General features: G+C 62.4%; 19 protein-coding genes. 5 read left to right on the top strand and 14 right to left on the bottom strand.

Annotated features, from left to right (window positions below; translation table 11 throughout):
* Positions 1–2: 2 nt before the first annotated feature.
* The 4 genes from JQ863_RS10725 (at position 3) to tsf (ending at position 3,942) form a co-directional block, all read left to right on the top strand.
* Entirely contained in the window at positions 3–806 is an 804-nt protein-coding gene (locus tag JQ863_RS10725; protein ID WP_204114264.1) for an LpxI family protein, read from the top strand.
* The gene (lpxB, locus tag JQ863_RS10720) at positions 806–1,981 is read left to right on the top strand and encodes a lipid-A-disaccharide synthase (protein WP_204114263.1); all 1,176 of its coding nucleotides are present in this window, start codon (positions 806–808) and stop codon (positions 1,979–1,981) included. Before JQ863_RS10725 ends, lpxB begins: the two co-directional genes overlap by 1 nt.
* Before the next feature lie 227 nt (positions 1,982–2,208).
* Positions 2,209–2,982 (top strand): 30S ribosomal protein S2, encoded by a 774-nt coding sequence (gene rpsB / locus JQ863_RS10715; protein ID WP_204114262.1) that lies wholly within the window; start codon positions 2,209–2,211, stop codon positions 2,980–2,982.
* Between the two features lie 78 nt (positions 2,983–3,060).
* Positions 3,061–3,942: a translation elongation factor Ts gene (gene tsf / locus JQ863_RS10710; protein WP_204114261.1), complete on the top strand. Its 882-nt coding sequence runs from the start codon at positions 3,061–3,063 to the stop codon at positions 3,940–3,942.
* 381 nt (positions 3,943–4,323) lie between these two features.
* On the opposite strand, the gene JQ863_RS10705 is transcribed toward tsf, so the two are convergent.
* The 13 genes from JQ863_RS10705 to JQ863_RS10645 all read right to left on the bottom strand — a co-directional run bounded on the left by JQ863_RS10705 (position 4,324) and on the right by JQ863_RS10645 (position 16,581).
* Positions 4,324–5,076 (bottom strand): autoinducer binding domain-containing protein, encoded by a 753-nt coding sequence (locus JQ863_RS10705; RefSeq protein ID WP_204114260.1) that lies wholly within the window; start codon positions 5,074–5,076, stop codon positions 4,324–4,326.
* On the bottom strand, positions 5,073–5,516 hold the full coding sequence (aroQ, locus tag JQ863_RS10700) for a type II 3-dehydroquinate dehydratase (protein ID WP_204114259.1): 444 nt from the start codon (positions 5,514–5,516) through the stop codon (positions 5,073–5,075). The genes JQ863_RS10705 and aroQ overlap by 4 nt, the downstream gene beginning before the upstream one ends.
* A gap of 180 nt (positions 5,517–5,696) precedes the next feature.
* On the bottom strand, positions 5,697–6,971 hold the full coding sequence (locus tag JQ863_RS10695; RefSeq protein ID WP_204114258.1) for an NAD(P)/FAD-dependent oxidoreductase: 1,275 nt from the start codon (positions 6,969–6,971) through the stop codon (positions 5,697–5,699).
* Positions 6,972–7,039: 68 nt separating this feature from the next.
* Positions 7,040–7,729 carry a phosphate regulon transcriptional regulator PhoB gene (gene phoB / locus JQ863_RS10690; protein WP_204114257.1) on the bottom strand — a complete coding sequence of 230 codons (690 nt, stop codon included), beginning with the start codon at positions 7,727–7,729 and terminating at the stop codon, positions 7,040–7,042.
* 2 nt (positions 7,730–7,731) lie between these two features.
* Positions 7,732–8,460: a phosphate signaling complex protein PhoU gene (phoU, locus tag JQ863_RS10685; RefSeq protein ID WP_204114256.1), complete on the bottom strand. Its 729-nt coding sequence runs from the start codon at positions 8,458–8,460 to the stop codon at positions 7,732–7,734.
* Between the two features lie 11 nt (positions 8,461–8,471).
* Positions 8,472–9,269 (bottom strand): phosphate ABC transporter ATP-binding protein PstB, encoded by a 798-nt coding sequence (gene pstB, locus JQ863_RS10680; RefSeq protein ID WP_204115135.1) that lies wholly within the window; start codon positions 9,267–9,269, stop codon positions 8,472–8,474.
* A 17-nt stretch (positions 9,270–9,286) separates the two neighbouring features.
* Complete coding sequence (gene pstA / locus JQ863_RS10675) at positions 9,287–10,639, bottom strand: phosphate ABC transporter permease PstA (protein WP_204114255.1); 1,353 nt, start codon at positions 10,637–10,639, stop codon at positions 9,287–9,289.
* Positions 10,636–12,096, bottom strand: a complete 1,461-nt coding sequence (pstC, locus tag JQ863_RS10670) for a phosphate ABC transporter permease subunit PstC (protein WP_204114254.1) — start codon at positions 12,094–12,096, stop codon at positions 10,636–10,638. Before pstC ends, pstA begins: the two co-directional genes overlap by 4 nt.
* A 79-nt stretch (positions 12,097–12,175) precedes the next feature.
* Positions 12,176–13,213 (bottom strand): substrate-binding domain-containing protein, encoded by a 1,038-nt coding sequence (locus JQ863_RS10665; protein WP_204114253.1) that lies wholly within the window; start codon positions 13,211–13,213, stop codon positions 12,176–12,178.
* 134 nt (positions 13,214–13,347) lie between these two features.
* Positions 13,348–14,388: a sensor histidine kinase gene (locus JQ863_RS10660; protein ID WP_204114252.1), complete on the bottom strand. Its 1,041-nt coding sequence runs from the start codon at positions 14,386–14,388 to the stop codon at positions 13,348–13,350.
* A 140-nt stretch (positions 14,389–14,528) separates the two neighbouring features.
* Entirely contained in the window at positions 14,529–15,050 is a 522-nt protein-coding gene (locus JQ863_RS10655; RefSeq protein WP_204114251.1) for a gamma carbonic anhydrase family protein, read from the bottom strand.
* On the bottom strand, positions 15,050–15,691 hold the full coding sequence (gene gmk, locus JQ863_RS10650; protein ID WP_204114250.1) for a guanylate kinase: 642 nt from the start codon (positions 15,689–15,691) through the stop codon (positions 15,050–15,052). The genes JQ863_RS10655 and gmk overlap by 1 nt, the downstream gene beginning before the upstream one ends.
* Positions 15,692–15,702: 11 nt before the next feature.
* A complete protein-coding gene (locus tag JQ863_RS10645; RefSeq protein ID WP_204114249.1) occupies positions 15,703–16,581 on the bottom strand; it encodes a YicC/YloC family endoribonuclease in 879 nt (292 codons plus the stop codon).
* 176 nt (positions 16,582–16,757) lie between these two features.
* Here JQ863_RS10645 and JQ863_RS10640 point away from each other — a divergent pair, with 176 nt between their 5' ends.
* Positions 16,758–17,369, top strand: a complete 612-nt coding sequence (locus JQ863_RS10640) for a PAS domain-containing protein (protein WP_204114248.1) — start codon at positions 16,758–16,760, stop codon at positions 17,367–17,369.
* A gap of 59 nt (positions 17,370–17,428) precedes the next feature.
* Here JQ863_RS10640 and JQ863_RS10635 read toward each other — a convergent pair whose 3' ends face one another.
* Positions 17,429–18,796 (bottom strand): class II 3-deoxy-7-phosphoheptulonate synthase, encoded by a 1,368-nt coding sequence (locus JQ863_RS10635; RefSeq protein ID WP_204114247.1) that lies wholly within the window; start codon positions 18,794–18,796, stop codon positions 17,429–17,431.
* Positions 18,797–18,818 lie beyond the last annotated feature (22 nt).

Raw genomic sequence — 18,818 nt, 5'->3', positions numbered from 1 at the left:
TCATGGGACGTCTGGCCATCCTTTCCGGTGCCGGCGCATTGCCGGTCGCGCTGGCCGCGGCGCATCCCGATGCGGTGATCGTGACCTTCGCAGGCGTGGACCATACCCATGACCGACCCGTGTGTGAACACCGTTTCGAAAAGATGGGCGCGTTGTTTGACGACCTGAAGGCGCAGGGTGCGACGGATGTGGTCTTTGCCGGTGGCATGGCCCGCCCGCCGCTGGATCCGTCTGCCTTTGACGCAACCATGGCCGGAATTGCGCCCCGCCTTGTCGCCGCGTTGCAGGGCGGCGACGATGCGCTGTTGCGGCTGGTGATCGCGGTGTTCGAGGAGCAGGGGTTTACCGTGCGCGGCGCCCATGAATTGCTGCCCGGACTGACTGCGGAAGAGGGGCTTCTGGCCGGGCCAACGCCTTCTGAGCAACAGCAAAAGGATGCCAGCTTTGCCACCGATATCCTGCTGGCCCTGTCGCCTCTGGATGTCGGGCAGGGGGCGGTGGTGGCGGGCGGCCTTTGCCTCGGGATCGAGACATTGCAGGGCACCGACGCGCTGTTGTCCTTCGTCGCCGCAACCCCCGACAAGCTGCGCCGCACCAAGGGCGGTGTTCTGGTCAAGGCGCCGAAACGCGGGCAGGACCTGCGCGTCGACATGCCCGCGATCGGTCCCGACACGATCCGAAACGCCGCCGCCGCGGGGCTGTCGGGTGTGGTGATCGCAGCAAACCGCGTCGTTGTGCTGGACCGCGACGCCACCCTTGCCGCGGCCCGTGACACGGGTCTGTTCCTTCTGGCGCAGGCGCTCTGATGCGGGCCTTCCTGATCGCGGGCGAGGTCTCGGGCGACAAGCTGGGCGCGGCGCTGATGTCCGGCCTGAAACAGCTGGTGCCGGACGTGGCCTTCTCCGGGGTCGGTGGTCCGTTGATGACGGCCGAGGGCCTGACCAGCCTTTTCCCGATGGACGAACTCAGCCTTATGGGGATCGCCGAGATCGCGCCGAAATACTTCCACCTCAAACGCCGGATTGCCGAGACTGCGGACGCGGTGATCGCGGCACAGGCGGATGTGCTGATCACCATCGACAGCCCGGATTTCTGCCTGCGGGTGGCAAAGCTGGTGCGCGAAAAGGGTGGCCCGCGCATCGTGCATTACGTCGCGCCCTCGGTCTGGGCATGGCGCGCAGGCCGGGCGGCAAAGATGGCGGCCCATGTCGATCAGGTGCTGGCGCTTTTGCCGTTTGAACCGCCCTATCTTGAGGCTGTCGGGCTGCGTTGCGACTTCGTCGGCCATCCCGTGGTGGCCGAACCCGTCGCCACGGATGCCGAGGTGCTGGAGTTCCGCGAAACCCACGGGTTGCAGGATGCGCCGATCCTCTTGGTTCTGCCGGGGTCACGGCGCGGCGAGGTCTCGCGCCTCGCGCCGATCTTTGGCGAGGTGCTGGCGCGGCTGGCGCAGACCCGCCCCGACATTCGCCCCGTCCTGCCGGCTGCCGGCCCCGTCGCCGCCATGGTCCGGGCCGAGACACAGGACTGGGCCGTGGCGCCGCTGATCCTCGACCCGACGGAAATCTCGCCGGACAGGGCGGCACGTCAGAAACGCGCCGCCTTCCGCGCCGCCGATATCGCGCTGGCCGCTTCTGGCACCGTGTCCCTGGAACTGGCCGCCAGCACAACGCCGATGGTCATCGCCTATGACATGAACTGGATCAGCCGCCAGATCATCGCCCAGATGCTGAAGATCGACACGGTGACGCTGGTCAATCTTGTGTCACAAACCCGTGCCGTGCCGGAGTTTATCGGCGCCAATTGCCGCGCCGACCGCATCGCGCCCGCGCTTCTGGACCTGATCGACAATCCCGCAACACAGATCGAGGCGATGGAAACCACCATGACCCTCTTGGGGCGCGGCGACGACGCCCCCGGATTGCGCGCCGCCCGCGCGGTGCTGGACGGGTTGGGGCAGGGGGGCCATCAGGGGGGCTAGCCCCCAGCTTTTTGCTGGTCACAAATACCCGAAATCCCGCCGCCTGCCACGCCAACCGGCGTCAGCAAATTACGCCCTTGCGCCCCCCGTCATTCCCCGTTATACGCGCGCCATTCAAACCCGCAGGCGGGGTTTGGGCCCGTTGGGGGAGACATCCCCAACAGTCCGCCGGTTGGAGCATCTGCTCTCACACCCCCGCCGAGGCGAAACCGGAAAAGGAAACTGACATGGCTCTTCCCGAGTTCACCATGCGTCAGCTGCTCGAAGCTGGCGTTCACTTTGGTCACCAAACCCAGCGCTGGAACCCCAAGATGGGCGAGTATATCTATGGCTCGCGCAATGGCATCCACATCATGGACCTGACCCAGACCGTTCCCATGCTGGACGCGGCTCTGAACGCAGTGCGTGACACCGTCGCCAAGGGCGGCCGCGTTCTGTTCGTCGGCACCAAGCGCCAGGCCGCTGGCCCGATCGCCGAAGCCGCCGAGAAATCGGCCCAGTATTACATGAACCACCGCTGGCTGGGTGGCACGCTGACCAACTGGAAAACCGTGTCGCAGTCGATCAACCGCCTGAAGGAAATCGACGAGAAAATGGCCTCGGGCGCCGAAGGCCTGACCAAGAAAGAGCGTCTGGGCATCGAACGCGACCAGGCCAAGCTGCAGGCATCGCTGGGCGGTATCCGCGAAATGGGCGGCGTGCCGGACCTGCTGTTCGTCATCGACGTCAAGAAAGAGGCGCTGGCCGTCGCAGAAGCCAACAAGCTGGGCATCCCGGTTGTGGCCGTGGTCGACACCAACTGCTCGCCCGCAGGCGTTGACTATGTCATCCCCGGCAACGACGACGCATCGCGCGCGATCTCGCTTTATTGCGACCTCGCGGCCCGCGCCGCGCTGGACGGCATGACCGCACAGCTGGGCGCCGCTGGCGTTGACCTGGGCGCAATGGACGAGGCACCGGCAGAAGACGCCGTGTCCGAAGAGGCCGCCGCCGAAGCCTAAGCGCACGCGTTCAAGAAACTGACACGGGGGCAGGGTAGGCCGGCCCCCGTATAATCCATGAGACGAGGAGAGCCAAAGATGGCGATCACAGCAGCTATGGTCAAAGAACTGCGCGAGATGACCGGCGCAGGCATGATGGACGCGAAAAAAGCGTTGACCGAAACCGAAGGCAACATGGACGAAGCCATTGACTGGCTGCGCACCAAGGGCCTGGCGAAAGCGGCCAAGAAATCCGGCCGGACCGCAGCCGAAGGCCTGGTGGCCGTTCTGGTTGACGGCGGCAAGGGTGTCGCGGTCGAAGTGAACTCGGAAACCGACTTTGTCGGCAAGAACGCCGAATTCCAGGAAATGGTTGGCGAGATCGCAACCGTAGCCCTGGGCGTCGAATCGGTCGAAGCACTGACCGAAGCCAGCGTCGGCTCGAAAAAGGTCAAGGACCTGATCACCGACAAGATCGCCACCATCGGCGAAAACATGTCGCTGCGCCGTATGGCGTCGGTCGAAGGTGAAAACGTCGTGTCCTATGTCCACAACGCCGTCACGGGTGGCATGGGCAAGATCGGTGTTCTGGTTGCCATGAACGGTGGCGACGAGGCGCTTGGCAAGCAGATCGCGATGCACGTCGCCGCTGCCGACCCGCGTCCGCAGGCGCTGACCGAGGCCGACCTCGACCCGGCTGTTGTCGAGAAAGAGCGTCAGATCCAGATCGACATCGCACGTGAATCCGGCAAGCCCGAAGCCGTGATCGAGAAGATGATCGAAGGCCGCATGAAGAAATTCCTGGCCGAGATCACCCTGATCAACCAGGCGTTCGTGGTGAACCCCGACATCACCGTCGGCCAGGCCGCCAAAGACGCCGGCGCCGAGATCCTGGGCTTCATCCGCATGGAAGTCGGTGAAGGCATCGAAAAGAAAGAAGAAGATTTCGCAGCCGAGGTCGCCAAGACCATGAAAGGCTGATCCGAGGGATCATCTGACCATCCGCAAATTGGCCGCCGTCCGGGACACCGGGCGGCGGTTTCCTTTTGTCGTGTTCGGTTTTCCCGGTGCCGGAAATGAAAAACGGCGCTGCCCGAAGACAGCGCCGTTCCTTCATAACACGCCCCCGAAACATGGGGATGAGGGGACGTCCGAAGGAGCGTCGGCTTGCAAACTGACTATACATCCACAAGCCGACATCCGGATTAGCCGGGTATCCACCAGAGCCCGAAAAACACGGGTATTGGCAAATACAAGTTCCAAGGCCAAAGCCACCACTCACGGAACAGCGACAGATTGCATCACATATTTGCCGGTTGCAAGTACAGGAAACCGTAAGTTTTGACGCGCTATGGCGTCAAATCAGGGTGTGTTGGTGAAAATCTGATGCTGAAATGCAGCTTTCATCAAGGCCTGTGCGGTGGTGTCCACGCAGAGCGACTCGCGCGCCAGTCTCAGGTGTTTTTCGACCGTTGCCGGCGTGCGGTCGATCAGGGTCGCGATGTCCTGAACCGTCTTGCCCATGCCGACCCATTCCAGCACCTCGCGCTGGCGCTTTGTCAGCTGCCGCTTGGGGCGGGTATAGGGCAGGGTGATGATCTTCAGGTTCACGATCGAGTTGATCAGGTGGATTTCACTGCCACGTTCCGCCCACAATGCGTCGACGTCCTCCTGTGACAGGCCGGGCTTCGCCGCCAGGGCCATCGCGCCCTTGAACCGCTGGGAACTGCTGGGAAAACTGATCGTGTACCCGGCGACCACGTTGAAGCGCCGGTTGAATTCCAGAACCTTCTTTTCGCCATCGCTGAGTTCATTCGCCGCCAGGCGGCGCATGTTTTCGCTCCAGCTTTTGGCGCCGGTATTGGACAGGACCCAGCTCATCATCGGGCTGTCGTAATAAAGCCCATCGCTGAGGAACGCGTCCAGATAGTCCCGGTCATGATTGGACAGGACGATAAAGTCCTCCATGTCGCCGAACCCGGTGGGCGACATGTAATTCGAGCAGCCATAGATCAGCCGGTCAAAGCCGAACTCGGCCATTTTCTCGCAATGCCGTTCCCACAGACATTCCAACGAGGTACTGTCAGCAACTTTTTGAAGATACTCGGTATTCACGTCTGACCTTTCAAATACGAGATCAGGGCCAACATGGCCAATCTATAGCTGTCCGTGCCAAATCCGCAGATCTGGCCAACCGCGACAGGGGCAATGAACGACTTGTGGCGGAATTCCTCGCGCGCGTGGATGTTGCTCATGTGAACTTCGATCGTGGGCAGTTCCACGCTGGCAATCGCGTCCATGATCGCAACGGATGTATGGGTATAGGCACCGGCGTTGATGACAAGCCCGGCATGAACGCCGCGCGCGGCATGAATGGCGTCGATCAGCGCGCCTTCGCTGTTGGACTGGAAGCAGGCGACGTCCACGCCATGCGCTGCACCGGTGTCGCGGGCAAGCTGTTCGACATCGGCGAGCGTTGCGGTTCCATAGACCTCGGGCTGACGCGTACCCAAAAGATTAAGGTTCGGCCCATTCAGGACGAGGATCGATGTCATTGGAAATTCCTTCAAAGTAGTCATCTTTACTATGTTCTTTGTTAATCATCTGTCCAGCGCTGCAATGTCGCAAAACCGGAATTGTGGTCCATGTGCTATAGTCTGTAATTAACATAATATTGATTATACGAATTGGGGATGACGGTTTTCCCGTCCAAGGCGCATGCCCCCTCATGCCCCCTAGCGATATGCGCCGAAGTGAATCAGGCGCGCGCCGAATTCATAGAACGCTGACTTGGCGCGGACCGCGGCTTCGGCGTAGCTTTGGGCCGTGTCCACTGGCAGTTCATCCTGCTGTCCACTCACCAACATCCGCGCGCAGCGCTGTCCAAAGACCGTACCCGGTGCGATACCACGGCCGGAATATCCCATGACCGCAACGGCTTGCGGACCGAAGTTGATAATTTTGGGAATGTGATCCGCCGGCATGCTGATCTCCCCGGACCAGAAACCGTCGAGCGCGGCGCTGGCCAGTTGGGGGAAAATCCTGTCGAACGCGCGCCGCGCCCAGTTCAGGTGAATGCGTCGCCCTGCCCCGTTGGGTCGTCCAATCGCCCCGAACAGGATGCGCCCCTGGCTGTCACGCCGCACCGAGGTCATGATCAGGCCCGTGTCCCAGCATCCTTCGCCGCCGGGCAGGATACTGGAAAGAATCTCGTCACACGCGGTATCGGGCCGCAGTGCCATCTGGAAATAGCTGACTTTCGGCGCGCGCGGCGTTCTGAACCCCGGCATGTCTTCATGGTAGGCGTTGGTCGCCACAAGCAGGGACTGCGCCCGCACGGTATGGTTCACCGCCGTCAGCTGCCATCCGCCGTTCTGATGCGAAATCCGTGTGACAGGCGTGTTTTCGTAAAGCCCTGCGCCCGCATCACGTGCCGCCCGCGCCAGGCCGCGGTTATAGGCCAGCGGATTGATGGTTCCGGCGCGACGGTCCCACAGCGCGCCGTGAAAGGCCCCCGATCCCACCCGCCGCGCGGTTTCGCGGGCGTCCAGAAGTGTCACGGGCGCCTGGCGCGCCTGTTGTTGCGCCAGGCGGTTTTTCAGCGATTTCAGTCCCTTGGAGGAATGTGCCAGGTGCAGCGTTCCGTTCCTGACCGGGTCACAGGCGATCCCGTGATCCGCGATCAGGCCGAACACAACCTCGGGCGCGGCGGCCAGAATGTCGTTCAGCCGACGACCCGGTGCAACGCCCATCTGAGCCTCGACCTGATCCGGCGGCAGCCACAGCCCCGCATTGACCAGACCGACGTTCCGCCCGGACCCGCCATGACCGATTGCATGCGCTTCCAACAGCGCCACTGACGCCCCGGCGCGGGCCGCTTCCAGCGCGGCGGACGTTCCGGTGAAACCGCCGCCGACGATGGCGAGATCGACGTTAAGATCGCAATCTAACACGTTAAAAGAAATAGATTCTTTCGACGACTGCTCCCATGCGTTTGATTCACGCGCCACGTCCCGACCCCGTTTGGTTTTTTGGCACTATGCCGCGCCAAAACGGGCTGGGAAAGACGAAAAACCGATCAGCCCAACGAGTAGCCCGCGCCGCGAACCGTTCGGACGGGATCTTCGCCACCATGCACGCACAACGCCTTGCGCAGCCGCCCGATATGGACATCCACGGTGCGGCTGTCGACATAGATGTCGCGGCCCCAGACACGGTCCAGCAACTGGTCCCTGCCCCAGACACGGCCCGGTTTTTCCATGAAGGTCGAGAGCAGCCGGAACTCGGTCGGACCCAGTTTCACTGGCTTGCCGTCGCGGGTGACGCGATGGGTTTCGCTGTCCAGCACGATATCGTCGAACTCAAGCCGCTGACCAACCGACGCAGGTCGGACCCGCCGCAATTGGCCGCGCACCCGCGCCATCAGTTCCAGCACCGAATAGGGTTTCACCACATAGTCGTCCGCGCCGGTTTCCAGCCCCCGAACCCGGTCCACTTCCTCGGACCGGGCAGATAGCATTATCACTGGAATTCCAGTGGTTTGCGGCTTGGTCTTCAAGCGTCGGCAGATCTCGATCCCCGAAACGCCGGGCAACATCCAGTCCAGCACGATCACGTCCGGCGTGACCTCGTCCACAAGTAAAAGCGCCTCTTCGCCGTCTTCGGCGGCCACAACGTCAAAGCCCTCGGCCTGAAGGTTATAGGTCAGGACTTCGCGCTGTGCCGGTTCATCCTCGACGACCAGTACGGTTGGGTGCGGCGTCGCCATGATTAATCCTCGTTATCGCTGTCCAGAATGGACAGATCGCGCGAGGTCGTATCCACCTTGGGGCGGGTTTCCTCGGGCATCTCTCCGGTCACCAGGTAGATCACCTGCTCGGCGATCGAGGTCACGTGATCGCCCATCCGCTCGGTGTTCTTGGCGATGAAATGCAGGTGCATGCAGGGGGTGATATAGCGCGGGTCTTCCATCATGAAGGTCAGGAATTCGCGGAACAGCGCGTTGTACATCTGGTCGATGTCGCGGTCGCGTTCCAGAATATCACGAGCCAGTTCGACATCGCGCTGGACATAGGCGTCGAGCGCATCCTTCAGCATCAATTGCACCTCGCGCGCCATGCGCCGCAGCGCCCCGCGCGACCCTTCAACCGGCGTCATATGCACCAGGACCGAGGTCCGCTTGGCCATGTTCTTGGCATAGTCACCGATGCGTTCCAGGTTGCCGGCGATCTTGATCACCGACAGGATCACCCGCAGGTCAATTGCGGTCGGCGCACGCAGCGCGATCACGCGGGCGGCCTCTTCGTTGATCAGCTCTTCCAGCTCGTCAATCGCGGCATCCGCGGCCCGGACCTGTTCGGCCAGTTCCTCGTCGCGGTTGTCGAGCGATTTCGAGGCGTCAAGGATGGCGGCTTCGACCAGCCCGCCCATTTTCATGATAAGGCCCTGGACCTCTTCGAGATCGCGGTCAAAGGCCGATGCGATATGGGTATCGTTCATGTTTACTGCTCCTAGCCGATCCGACCGGTGATATAGCTTTCCGTCCGCTCATCGCGCGGATTGGTGAAAATGGTCGAGGTATTGTCGTATTCGACCAGGTGACCAAGGTGGAAGAACGCGGTTTTCTGGCTGACCCGTGCGGCCTGTTGCATCGAGTGGGTCACGATCACCACCGAGTATTGCGCGCGCAATTCGTCGATCAGTTCCTCGACCTGCGCGGTGGCAATGGGGTCAAGCGCCGAACAGGGTTCGTCCATCAGAAGCACCTCGGGCTCGGTCGCGATGGCGCGGGCGATGCACAGGCGCTGCTGCTGGCCGCCCGACAGCCCGGTGCCGGGTTCGTGCAGGCGGTCCTTGACCTCGTTCCAGATCGCGCCGCGGCGCAGGGATTTCTCGACGATCTCATCCAGGTCGGCCTTGGACTTGGCCAGGCCGTGAATGCGCGGGCCATAGGCGATATTGTCATAGATCGACTTGGGGAACGGGTTGGGTTTCTGGAACACCATGCCGACCTTGGCGCGCAGCTGCACGGGATCGACGCGCTTGTCATAGATGTCTTCGCCATCCAGCCGGATGTCGCCCTCGATGCGGCAGATGTCGATCGTGTCGTTCATCCGGTTCAGGCAGCGCAGGAAGGTCGACTTCCCGCAGCCAGACGGACCGATGAACGCGGTCACGGTGTTGCTTTCGATGGCAACGCTGACATCCTTGATGGCATGCGTATCGCCGTAATAGACCTGAACGCCATTGGCTTCGATCTTGTTGGTTTTCTGTTCCACTTTGGCCCCCAAATTCGGCGCGTCATACATTGGATGTGTTCCCATTCTTACCAGCGGCGTTCAAACCGGCGGCGCAGCACGATGGCGATGGCGTTCATGATCAGCAAGAAGACCAGAAGAACGATGATCGCCCCCGATGCCCGTTCCACAAAAGCCGGGTCCGCGCGTTGTGTCCAGTTATAGACCTGCACGGGCAGCGCCGATGCCGGGTCAAAGAAGCCCTCGGGCGGGGCGGCCGGAAACTCGCGCACGAAGGCGACCATGCCGATCAGCAGCAGCGGTGCAGTTTCCCCCAGCGCCTGCGCCAGCCCGATGATGGTGCCGGTCAGGATGCCCGGCGCGGCCAGCGGCAGAACGTGATGGAACACCGCCTGCATCTTCGAGGCCCCTACCCCAAGCGCAGCGTCGCGGATCGACGGCGGCACCGCCTTGAGCGAGGCGCGCGTCGCGATGATGATCGTCGGCAGCGTCATCAGCGTCAGCACCAGACCACCAACGATGGGCGCCGATTGCGGCAACCCGGCAAAGTTGATGAAGATCGCAAGGCCGAGGATACCAAAGACAATCGACGGCACGGCAGCCAGGTTCGAGATGTTGACCTCGATGATGTCGGTGATCCAGTTCTTCGGCGCAAACTCTTCCAGATAGATCGAGGCGGCAACGCCAATGGGCAGCGACAGCACCAGAACCACGATCATCATGTAGAACGAGCCCAGGATCGCGACGCCAAGCCCGGCGGCCTCTGGCCTGTTTTCCGAGGCATCCGCCATGGTCAGGAAGCCCCAGTTCCACGAGGTTTTAAGGTGCCCGGCTTCTTTCAGCTGTTCGGCCAGCATCAGTTGCGCGGGCGACACGTTGCTGTCCCGCTCGGCCGATTCCATCGTCACCCGGCCCTTGAAAAACCCGTCGATACGGCCCGAGGCGAGGAAGCTGAACGAAACCGTCTCGCCCACGCGGGTCGTATCCTCATGCACGAAACGGCGCAGGTCGGCGGCGCCTTCCTTGGAAATCAGGTCGCCGGCTTTCTTGGCCGAGATGCCCTCGACGCCGATGCCCTCTTCCTCGAACAGCTTTTCGAACGAGGCCGCGATCAGGGGCGCATAGCCAAACGTGGTGACCTTGCGGATTTCCTCCGCGTTGCCGGTGCCCTTCTTGTCGAGCTTGGCGGGGTCGAGATAGACATCCAGCGTGATGAAGGTCTGCCGGAACGCGGACGAACCGTTGTGCAGGATCGACCCCAACAGGAAGACCAGCGCCAGCATCGCGATCACCACGGCACTCAGCCCATAGGCGCGGAACCGGGATTCTGCGGCGTTGCGTTTCAGCGTGCGCGCGTCCTGCGTCAGAAGCGAGCTGGAATGGCGCGGGGTTGCCCCGCCGGACGAGGTTGCGTCGGTCATTCGTACTGTTCCCGGTACTTGCGGACAATGTAAAGCGCCAGAACGTTCAGCCCCAGCGTGACGACAAACAGCGACAGCCCCAGGGCGAAGGCGACAAGGGTTTCTGGGCTGGCGAATTCGGTGTCGCCGGTCAGCTGGCTGACGATCTTGACGGTGATGGTGGTCATCGCCTCAAGCGGGTTGAGGCTGAGCTTGGCCGCCGCCCCTGCCCCCATCACCACGATCATGGTTTCCCCGATGGCACGCGAGGCGGCCAGAAGGATGGCGCCGACGATGCCGGGCAGCGCGGCGGGCAGGATCACCTGTTTCACCGTCTCCGATTGCGTCGCGCCAAGCCCGTATGACCCGTCGCGCATGGATTGCGGCACCGCATTGATCACGTCGTCGGACAGCGATGACACGAAGGGGATCAGCATGACGCCCATGACCAGACCCGCCGTCAGAACCGAGGACGAGGACGTGCCAAGGCCCAACGGCTGGGCGAAATAGTCGCGCAGAAGCGGCCCGACGGTGATCAGGGCAAACAGACCGTAAACGATGGTCGGGATACCGGCCAGGATCTCGACCGCGGGCTTCACAATCGTGCGCACCCGGTTCGAGGCATATTCCGACAGGTAGATTGCCACCAGAAGGCCAATGGGCACGGCAAACAAAAGCGCCACGAACGACACGTAAAGCGTGCCCCACAACAGGGGCAGGATGCCGAGGTCCGAGCCGCCCCGGAACTGCGGGTTCCAGGTCAGGCCAAAGAAGAAGTCAGCCGCCGAATGCAGGCCAAAGAAATTCGCCGTTTCGAAGACCAGCGAAAAGATGATGCCGACGGTTGTCAGGATCGCCACGGAAGACGCGAGGATCAGCAGCGCCTTGATCGCCGTCTCAGAGACGTTGCGGGCGCGGAAATCGGGCCGCAGACGCCGCAGCGACAGAACGAACCCGGCCAGCGCGATCAGGATCACCACCACCGACATCGCCATCTTCAGCGTCGCGGTGGCTGCGCGGTATTCCTTTGCGGCGGCCAGAACCGAGCCCTTGACCTCAGACGCCAGGGCCACCCCGACCCCGGCCAGAAGCGCACGGACATCGGTGGCATCAGCGGACAGGCTCGACAGGTCTGCTCCAGTCAGCGCGCCCCGCGCGACTGCAGTATCAAGCCCGGTGGCGATGCGGCGGATGTCGGCCATCACAAGGCTTTGCGAGCTGCCCTCGGCAATATCGGCGGGGGTAATCATGTCCGAAACGCGGTGTTCGACATAAAGCGGCTGCAACAGCAGCCAGCCGACACAGACCAGAAGCGCGGGAACGGCGGTGAACAGGAATACGGTCTGGCCGTAATAGTTGGGCAGCGAATGCAACCCGCGAATATCGCCGCCCGCCTTGGCCAGCGCACGCGCACGGCCAACGAAATAGCCAAGCGTTGCGAGGGCGATGACGGCAAGGATGACAAGACCGGCGTTCATGAGATCTCCATCGGGGCAGCGGGCAAAGGAAGGGTGGCGCCAGCGAACCGGCACCACCCCGAGGGAACATTTGGGAGGCTTAGTTCAGCGCACCCATGGGAACAGCATTGGCAACCATGTCCTGGGTCTTGGCCAGTTCCGGGTCGCTGACCAGACCGTATTCGGCCAGCGGGCCATCGGGGCCTGCGATCTCATCCGAGACGAAGAAGTCGATGTATTCCTGCAGGCCGGGGATCACACCCAGATGCGCGGTCTTGACGTAGAAGAACAAGGGACGCGACACCGGGTACTCGCCGGTTGCAATCGACTCGGTCGAGGGAACAACGCCGTCCATGGTGGCAACGGCCAGCTTGTCGGTGTTGTTCTGGTAGAACGACAGGCCAAACACACCGATCGACTGCGGGTTGGCGTCGAGGCGGGCCAGGGTCTCGGTATAGTCACCGTCGATATCGACCGAACGGCCATCGGTGCGCAGCGCGATACAGGCTTTCTCGGCCGCTTTCTTGTCGCCGCCATTGGCTTCCTTGAACATCTCGAAGGCGCCGGTGGCTTCACAGCCCGCTTCCAGCACTTTCACGTCAAAGACTTCGCGGGTGCCGTGCTTGGTGCCGGGGATGAAGGCCTGGATGTCCTGCGCGGGCAGATCGGGGTTGACCTGATCCCAGGTCGCATAGGTGTTGTCGACCAACTTGCCGTCGACCACAACTTTCGCGGCCAGCGCGTTGTACCAGTCGGCGGGGGTGAAGGCGAAGTCGGGGCCGTTGATGTCGGACGCAAACACGATGCCGTCATAGCCGATGCGGACTTCCATGATCTCGTTCACGCCGTTCGAGGCGCAGAGGTCGATGTCCGACTGTTTGATGCGCGAGGACGAGTTGGCGATGTCGATGGTGTTTTCGCCGACGCCTTCACACATCTTCTTGCGGCCAGCACCCGAACCGCCACCTTCGACCACCGGGGTCGGGAAGTCGAAGTTTTCGCCAAAGGCTTCGGCAACGATGGTGGCATAGGGCAGCACGGTCGACGAGCCTGCGATCTGGATCTGGTCGCGCGCGGCGGCCGAGGTTGCAGCAACAGCGGCAATGGCCAGTGCGGATGCGGTCAGTTTGATGGACATACGTATCTCTCCAAATTTCAACATGACGACCGTTGATGATCGTCTCGGGCGCCGTGCTACGCGGGCCGCGCAAAGCTTTTGTGACACGTATGTAACAACTGTATGACAGTCGCAGCTTCACAGGCCGCCCGCTGTCATGTTTGCGGAAGAATGACCGTAAAATCAGAGCCTTCGCCAAGCGTGCTTTCAATCGCCAGCCGTCCGCGATGGCGATTGAGAATGTGTTTCACGATCGCCAGCCCCAGTCCGGTGCCCCCCATGGCGCGGCTGCGGTGGGAATCGATTCGATAAAACCGCTCGGTCAGGCGGGGCACGTGTTTCTCGTCGATGCCGGGGCCGGTGTCGCTGACGGTGATCGCAATCGCCGGGCAGCGCAGCACGTGGTCGCGGGCAATCATGCGCGAGGTGATCGTGACGCGGCACCCCTGCCCGCCATATTTCAACCCGTTCTCGATCAGGTTGGTGAAAACCTGCATCATCTGGTCCCGGTCCGCGGTGACGGTGATCGGTGCGCCGGGCGCCTCAAAGATGATCTCACCGCCACGATCCTCGGCCACCGAGGATAGGTTGCGCGCCGTCGCCGCGATCAGCGGCACCAGGTCCACTTGAGCGGTCGGGCGCATCCGCGCCTCTTCCTCGACCCGGCTCAGCGACAACAGGTCGCCGACCAGCCGCACCATGCGCTGCGCCTCGTCCGCCATGGTGCCAAGGAAACGGTCGCGGGCGGCCGCATCGTCGCGCGCCGGCCCCTGCAATGTTTCGATGAACCCCATGATCGCGGTCAGCGGCGTGCGCAGCTCGTGGCTGACATTGGCGACGAAATCCCGGCGGATCTGGCCCGCCTGTTCAAAGCTGGTGACATCGGTGAAAGTGACCAGCACGCCCTCGGCCCCGGCCAGCGTGACATAGGCACAAGAGACGTCGAACCGCGTTTCCGCTGCCCCGTCTGTATGCTGATAGATCGCGCGCCTGGTGTCGCGGCTGGACAGGCAGTCGTCAATCGCACCGGCAAGTCCGGGCTGGCGGAAGACAAGGATATAGCTGCGCTCGGTGCCTGCCTGCGGATTGAGCGCAATGGCGGCGGCATTGGCCCCGCGCAGACGCGCATCCGGGCCGATCAGGACGGCGGGAAGCGGGATCGCCTCTAGCAGGCTTTTCAGGTCGTCCACGGCCATGATGCGCCCTCATGTGACAGGTCGCGCCGACCATTGTCGGAATTGGCGCTTTTGTAAACGGGCTTGATTAAGGCCCGGTTTAGCTGCGCCATCTCAGCTACTTAACAGCCAAAGTTAATGTGAATACCGCTGACCCGCCGTCACAGTTCGGTCAACCCGTCCCGGAATCGCCGCATGTTCTGCTGGTAATGCAGCGCCGACATCTGAAGCCCTTTCTCGGCTTTTTCATCCAGCGTCTTCACCACTTTGCCCGGCGCACCCATCACCAGCGAATTGTCGGGTATTTCCTTGTTTTCGGTAATCAGCGCCCCGGCCCCGATCAGGCAGTTCTTGCCGATTTTGGCGCCGTTCAGCACGGTTGCGCCCATGCCGATCAGGGAATTGTCGCCGATGGTGCAGCCATGCAGCATCGCCTTGTGGCCAATGGTGCAGCCCGCGCCGATGGTCAGCGGGCAGCCGGGATCGGTGTGCATGACGGTGTTTTCCTGCACGTTTGACCCTTTGCCGATCACGATCGCTTCATTGTCACCTCGGATGGTGCAGCCGAACCAGACCGACGCGCCGTCTTCCAGCGTCACGTTGCCAATCACGTTGGCGTCAGGCGCGATCCATGTGTCGTCGGCGATGGTGGGAGAGACCCCGTCCAGTTGATAAATCGGCATTATGACATCTCCTCAAACTCGGTTTGCAGGTTGCGCACATGGGCCAGCAGGTTGGGCTGCTGTTCGCGGCGCATGCGTTCGGCGGTGATGATAGTGCACAGGCTGGCCTCGGTCGCCTCCAGGTCATCGTTGACCAGCACGTAATCATACGCGCCCCAGTGCGAGATCTCGTCCCAGCTTTTCTGCATCCGCTTGGCGATCACCTCATCGCTGTCCTGCCCCCGGCTGACAAGGCGGCGGTGCAATTCGCGGATCGAGGGCGGCAGTATGAAGATCGACAGCGCGTGTTTGCCCAGGTCCGAGTTCCTGATCTGCAATTCGCCCTGCCAGTCGACATCGAACAGCACGTCATTGCCGGCCTCGATCGTTTCCTTCACAGGTCCGGCGGGCGAACCATAGAAATTGCCGAACACATGGGCATGCTCCAGCATTCTTCCTTCTGCGACCTCGCGTTTGAACTCTTCCTCGCTGAGGAAGAAATATTCGCGCCCGTGTTCCTCGCCCGGTCGCGGCTGGCGGGTGGTGGCCGAGATCGAAAAGCGCAGGCCCTCGTCCCATTGCATCAGCCGCCGCGCCAGCGTCGATTTCCCCGCGCCCGAAGGCGATGACAGGATGATGAGAAGTCCGCGTCTGTCCGTCATGTCTGTCGCCCTCATTCCACGTTCTGAACCTGTTCGCGCATCTGGTCGATGACCACTTTCAGGTCCAGCCCGATTGCGGTCAGGTCGCTGTTCTGTGCCTTCGAACACAGGGTGTTGGCCTCCCGGTTGAACTCCTGCATCAGGAAGTCCAGCTTGCGTCCGACCGGGCTTCCTTGGGTCAGAAGGTCACGCGCGGCGCCGACATGGGCGCGCAGGCGGTCGATTTCCTCGGTCACGTCGGATTTAACCGCGATCAGCGCCAGTTCCTGCGCCAGCCGTGCCTCGTCCATGCCGTCGGTGTTGTCCAGCACGCGGGCCAGGTTCTTTTTCAGGTTGGCCGCCATCTCGGTCTGACGGTCCTCCAGCATGGCCGCCGCGTCCTCGGTCAGCGCGGCGATCCGGTCCAGCTGTTCAGTCAGCACCGCCGCCAGCGCTGCGCCTTCGGTCCGGCGCATGGCCAGAAACGCGTCGATCACCTCGGGCAGTTCCGCCAGCATCGCCGCTTTTAGCGCGGCGGTGTCCTGATCGTCGCTTGGCGCATCAAGAACGCCACGCAAGGCAATGATATCACTGGCCTTTGATGTGCTGAGACTGATGTCGCGCTTGGCGGCTTCGGCCTCGGTTTCGGCAATTGCATCCAGCACGCGGGAAAGCTGCGCGGCATTCAGCGTCAGGGCGCCCTCTGCCTCGTCCCGCTGCACCCGCAGCCCCAACGAGACCGATCCCCGCCCCAGCCGTTTGCCCAGTTCCGCCCGGATCGCCGGTTCCAGCCCTTCGATCCAGTCCGGCACGCGCAGGCGCAGATCCAGCCCCTTGGAATTCACCGCCCGCATGTCCCAGGTCCAGGAATGCGGACCCAATGCGCCCTTTTGCGTGGCAAAACCGGTCATCGACAACAGCAAGACAACGATCCTTTTTTCGTTTTGTCCCTTGGACCTAGCGGGTTCGGCCCGGTTGGGCAAGCTGCATGGCCGCGGGTGCAGGTTAACCAATGGTTGCGGTTTTTCGCAAAATTTGCGGCAAATCTGGCAGGATGAATGCGGGTGGTCCGGTGAAGGGGACGGAAATGTTCGGTCGGTTCAGATTTGGCAATTCGCAGGCAACGCAGGGTGAGGCGTTTCATGCCCTCCGCATGGTCGAGGATCATTGGGCGCAATTACGCCGGGCCGGGGGCATTCCCGCCCGCACCGCGCTTGACCCGCGCGCCTTGCAGACCGCGCTGGCCCATTGCGTTGTGCTTGAGCGGATCGCGCCGGGCATGGCGCGAATCAGGGTGGCCGGGGCGCGGGTGAACGACCTTCTGGGGATGGAACTGCGGGGGATGCCGCTGAGTGCGCTGATCCTGCCGGACAGCCGCGACATATTCCGCTCGGCGCTGGAAGAGGTGTTTGACCGCCCTGCCCGCGCCAAGCTGGGGTTGCAGTGTGAAAGCGGCATGCCGGGCCAGATGCTGTTGCTGCCGCTTCTGGATCGCCACGGCAGGGTCACGCGGGCGCTTGGGTGCATCGACCATAGCGCCCGGCCGACAATTGGCCTGACGCGGTTTGGCATTGACGGCCAGGTGATCCGCCCGGTCAGCCCCAGGGTGCAACCCGCCGACCCGGTTCCTGCTTCGGACGTGGATCAGGACAGGACCGTGGCAACCCATGTGCCGCATCTGCGGCTGGTGGTGCGCTGAACCAAAGAAAAACCCCGGCGCGATGGCCGGGGTTTCCCTCGTTTGTGATGTAAGCGAGATCAGACCGCTTCGGCCTGTGCCTCCTGCCGCCGCGCCGACAGTTCCTCGGCGACGAGGAAGGCCAGTTCCAGCGATTGCGACGCGTTCAGACGCGGGTCGCAGGCGGTGTGGTAGCGGTCCGACAGGTCCTCTTCGGTCACGGCACGCACGCCGCCGGTGCATTCGGTCACGTCCTGACCGGTCATCTCGAAATGCACACCGCCGGGAATCGTGCCCTCGGCCTTGTGGACGGCAAAGAACTCGCGCACCTCGCGCAGCACCGACTCGAACGGCCGGGTCTTGTAGCCGGTGGCCGATTTGATGGTGTTGCCATGCATCGGGTCACAGGTCCAAAGCACGTTCGCGCCCTCTTCCTGCACCGCCTTGATCAGGCGCGGCAGGTGTTCGCCCACCGATCCCGCACCAAAGCGTGCAATCAGGGTCAGGCGGCCGGCCTCGTTTTCCGGGTTCAGTTTTTCCATCAGAACCTTGAGGTCTTCGGCGGTGGTGGTCGGCCCGCATTTCAGACCAATCGGGTTCAGAACACCGCGTGCGAATTCGACATGCGCGCCGTCAGGCTGACGGGTGCGGTCGCCGATCCACAGCATGTGACCCGAGCCGGCCAGCCATTTGCCAGAGGTCGAATCAAGCCGGGTCAGTGCCTGTTCATATTCCAGCAGAAGCGATTCATGGCTGGTGTAAAAGCTGACCGTGCGCAGCGCCTCGGCCTGGGCGCTGTCGATGCCCGCCGCCTTCATGAAGTCCAGCGTGTCGCTGATGCGGTTGGCCATATCGCGGTATTCGCTGGCCTTTTCGCTTTCGGTAAAGCCCAGCGTCCACGAATGGACCTGATGCACATCGGCATAGCCACCCGTTGAAAATGCGCGCAACAGGTTCAGCGTCGCCGCCGCCTGCGTGTAGGCCTGAAGCATCTTCTTCGGGTCGGGGATGCGTGCGGCGGGGGTGAAATCCAGCTCGTTGATGATGTCACCGCGATAGCTGGGCAGTTCGATGCCATTCACCGTCTCGGTCGGGGCCGAGCGCGGCTTGGCGAACTGGCCCGCCATGCGGCCGACTTTGACCACCGGCACCTTGGCGCCATAGGTCAGGACCATCGCCATCTGCAGCATGACCTTGAACGTGTCCCGAATCTGGTCGGCGCTGAACTGTGCGAAACTTTCGGCACAGTCGCCGCCCTGCAGAAGGAAGGCTTCGCCGCGCGAGGCGGCACCGAGTTTCTTTTTCAGCGTGCGCGCCTCACCGGCAAAGACCAGGGGCGGATACGAGGCAAGTTGCGCTTCGACCGCGTTCAACTCGTCCTTGTTCGTATACTCCGGCATCTGAATCCGGGGCTTGTTGCGCCAGTCAGATTTTTGCCATTCAGCCATTGTCTTTCTCCGGTAGGAAATG

It is taken from the genome of Shimia biformata, assembly GCF_016888515.1.
Taxonomy (GTDB): domain Bacteria; phylum Pseudomonadota; class Alphaproteobacteria; order Rhodobacterales; family Rhodobacteraceae; genus Shimia_A; species Shimia_A biformata.
This window is presented reverse-complemented; position numbering and strand designations above follow the sequence as displayed.

Excerpts from the sequence above, each read along its gene's own strand:
- JQ863_RS10725 (WP_204114264.1), top strand. The coding sequence starts at position 3 with ATGGGACGTCTGGCCATCCTTTCCGGTGCCGGCGCATTGCCGGTCGCG.
- lpxB (WP_204114263.1), top strand. The coding sequence starts at position 806 with ATGCGGGCCTTCCTGATCGCGGGCGAGGTCTCGGGCGACAAGCTGGGC.
- rpsB (WP_204114262.1), top strand. The coding sequence starts at position 2,209 with ATGGCTCTTCCCGAGTTCACCATGCGTCAGCTGCTCGAAGCTGGCGTT.
- tsf (WP_204114261.1), top strand. The coding sequence starts at position 3,061 with ATGGCGATCACAGCAGCTATGGTCAAAGAACTGCGCGAGATGACCGGC.
- aroQ (WP_204114259.1), bottom strand. The coding sequence starts at position 5,516 with ATGACATCGATCCTCGTCCTGAATGGGCCGAACCTTAATCTTTTGGGT.
- phoB (WP_204114257.1), bottom strand. The coding sequence starts at position 7,729 with ATGGCGACGCCGCACCCAACCGTACTGGTCGTCGAGGATGAACCGGCA.
- phoU (WP_204114256.1), bottom strand. The coding sequence starts at position 8,460 with ATGAACGATACCCATATCGCATCGGCCTTTGACCGCGATCTCGAAGAG.
- pstB (WP_204115135.1), bottom strand. The coding sequence starts at position 9,269 with ATGTATGACGCGCCGAATTTGGGGGCCAAAGTGGAACAGAAAACCAAC.
- pstA (WP_204114255.1), bottom strand. The coding sequence starts at position 10,639 with ATGACCGACGCAACCTCGTCCGGCGGGGCAACCCCGCGCCATTCCAGC.
- pstC (WP_204114254.1), bottom strand. The coding sequence starts at position 12,096 with ATGAACGCCGGTCTTGTCATCCTTGCCGTCATCGCCCTCGCAACGCTT.
- JQ863_RS10665 (WP_204114253.1), bottom strand. The coding sequence starts at position 13,213 with ATGTCCATCAAACTGACCGCATCCGCACTGGCCATTGCCGCTGTTGCT.
- JQ863_RS10660 (WP_204114252.1), bottom strand. The coding sequence starts at position 14,388 with ATGGCCGTGGACGACCTGAAAAGCCTGCTAGAGGCGATCCCGCTTCCC.
- JQ863_RS10655 (WP_204114251.1), bottom strand. The coding sequence starts at position 15,050 with ATGCCGATTTATCAACTGGACGGGGTCTCTCCCACCATCGCCGACGAC.
- gmk (WP_204114250.1), bottom strand. The coding sequence starts at position 15,691 with ATGACGGACAGACGCGGACTTCTCATCATCCTGTCATCGCCTTCGGGC.
- JQ863_RS10645 (WP_204114249.1), bottom strand. The coding sequence starts at position 16,581 with ATGACCGGTTTTGCCACGCAAAAGGGCGCATTGGGTCCGCATTCCTGG.
- JQ863_RS10640 (WP_204114248.1), top strand. The coding sequence starts at position 16,758 with ATGTTCGGTCGGTTCAGATTTGGCAATTCGCAGGCAACGCAGGGTGAG.
- JQ863_RS10635 (WP_204114247.1), bottom strand. The coding sequence starts at position 18,796 with ATGGCTGAATGGCAAAAATCTGACTGGCGCAACAAGCCCCGGATTCAG.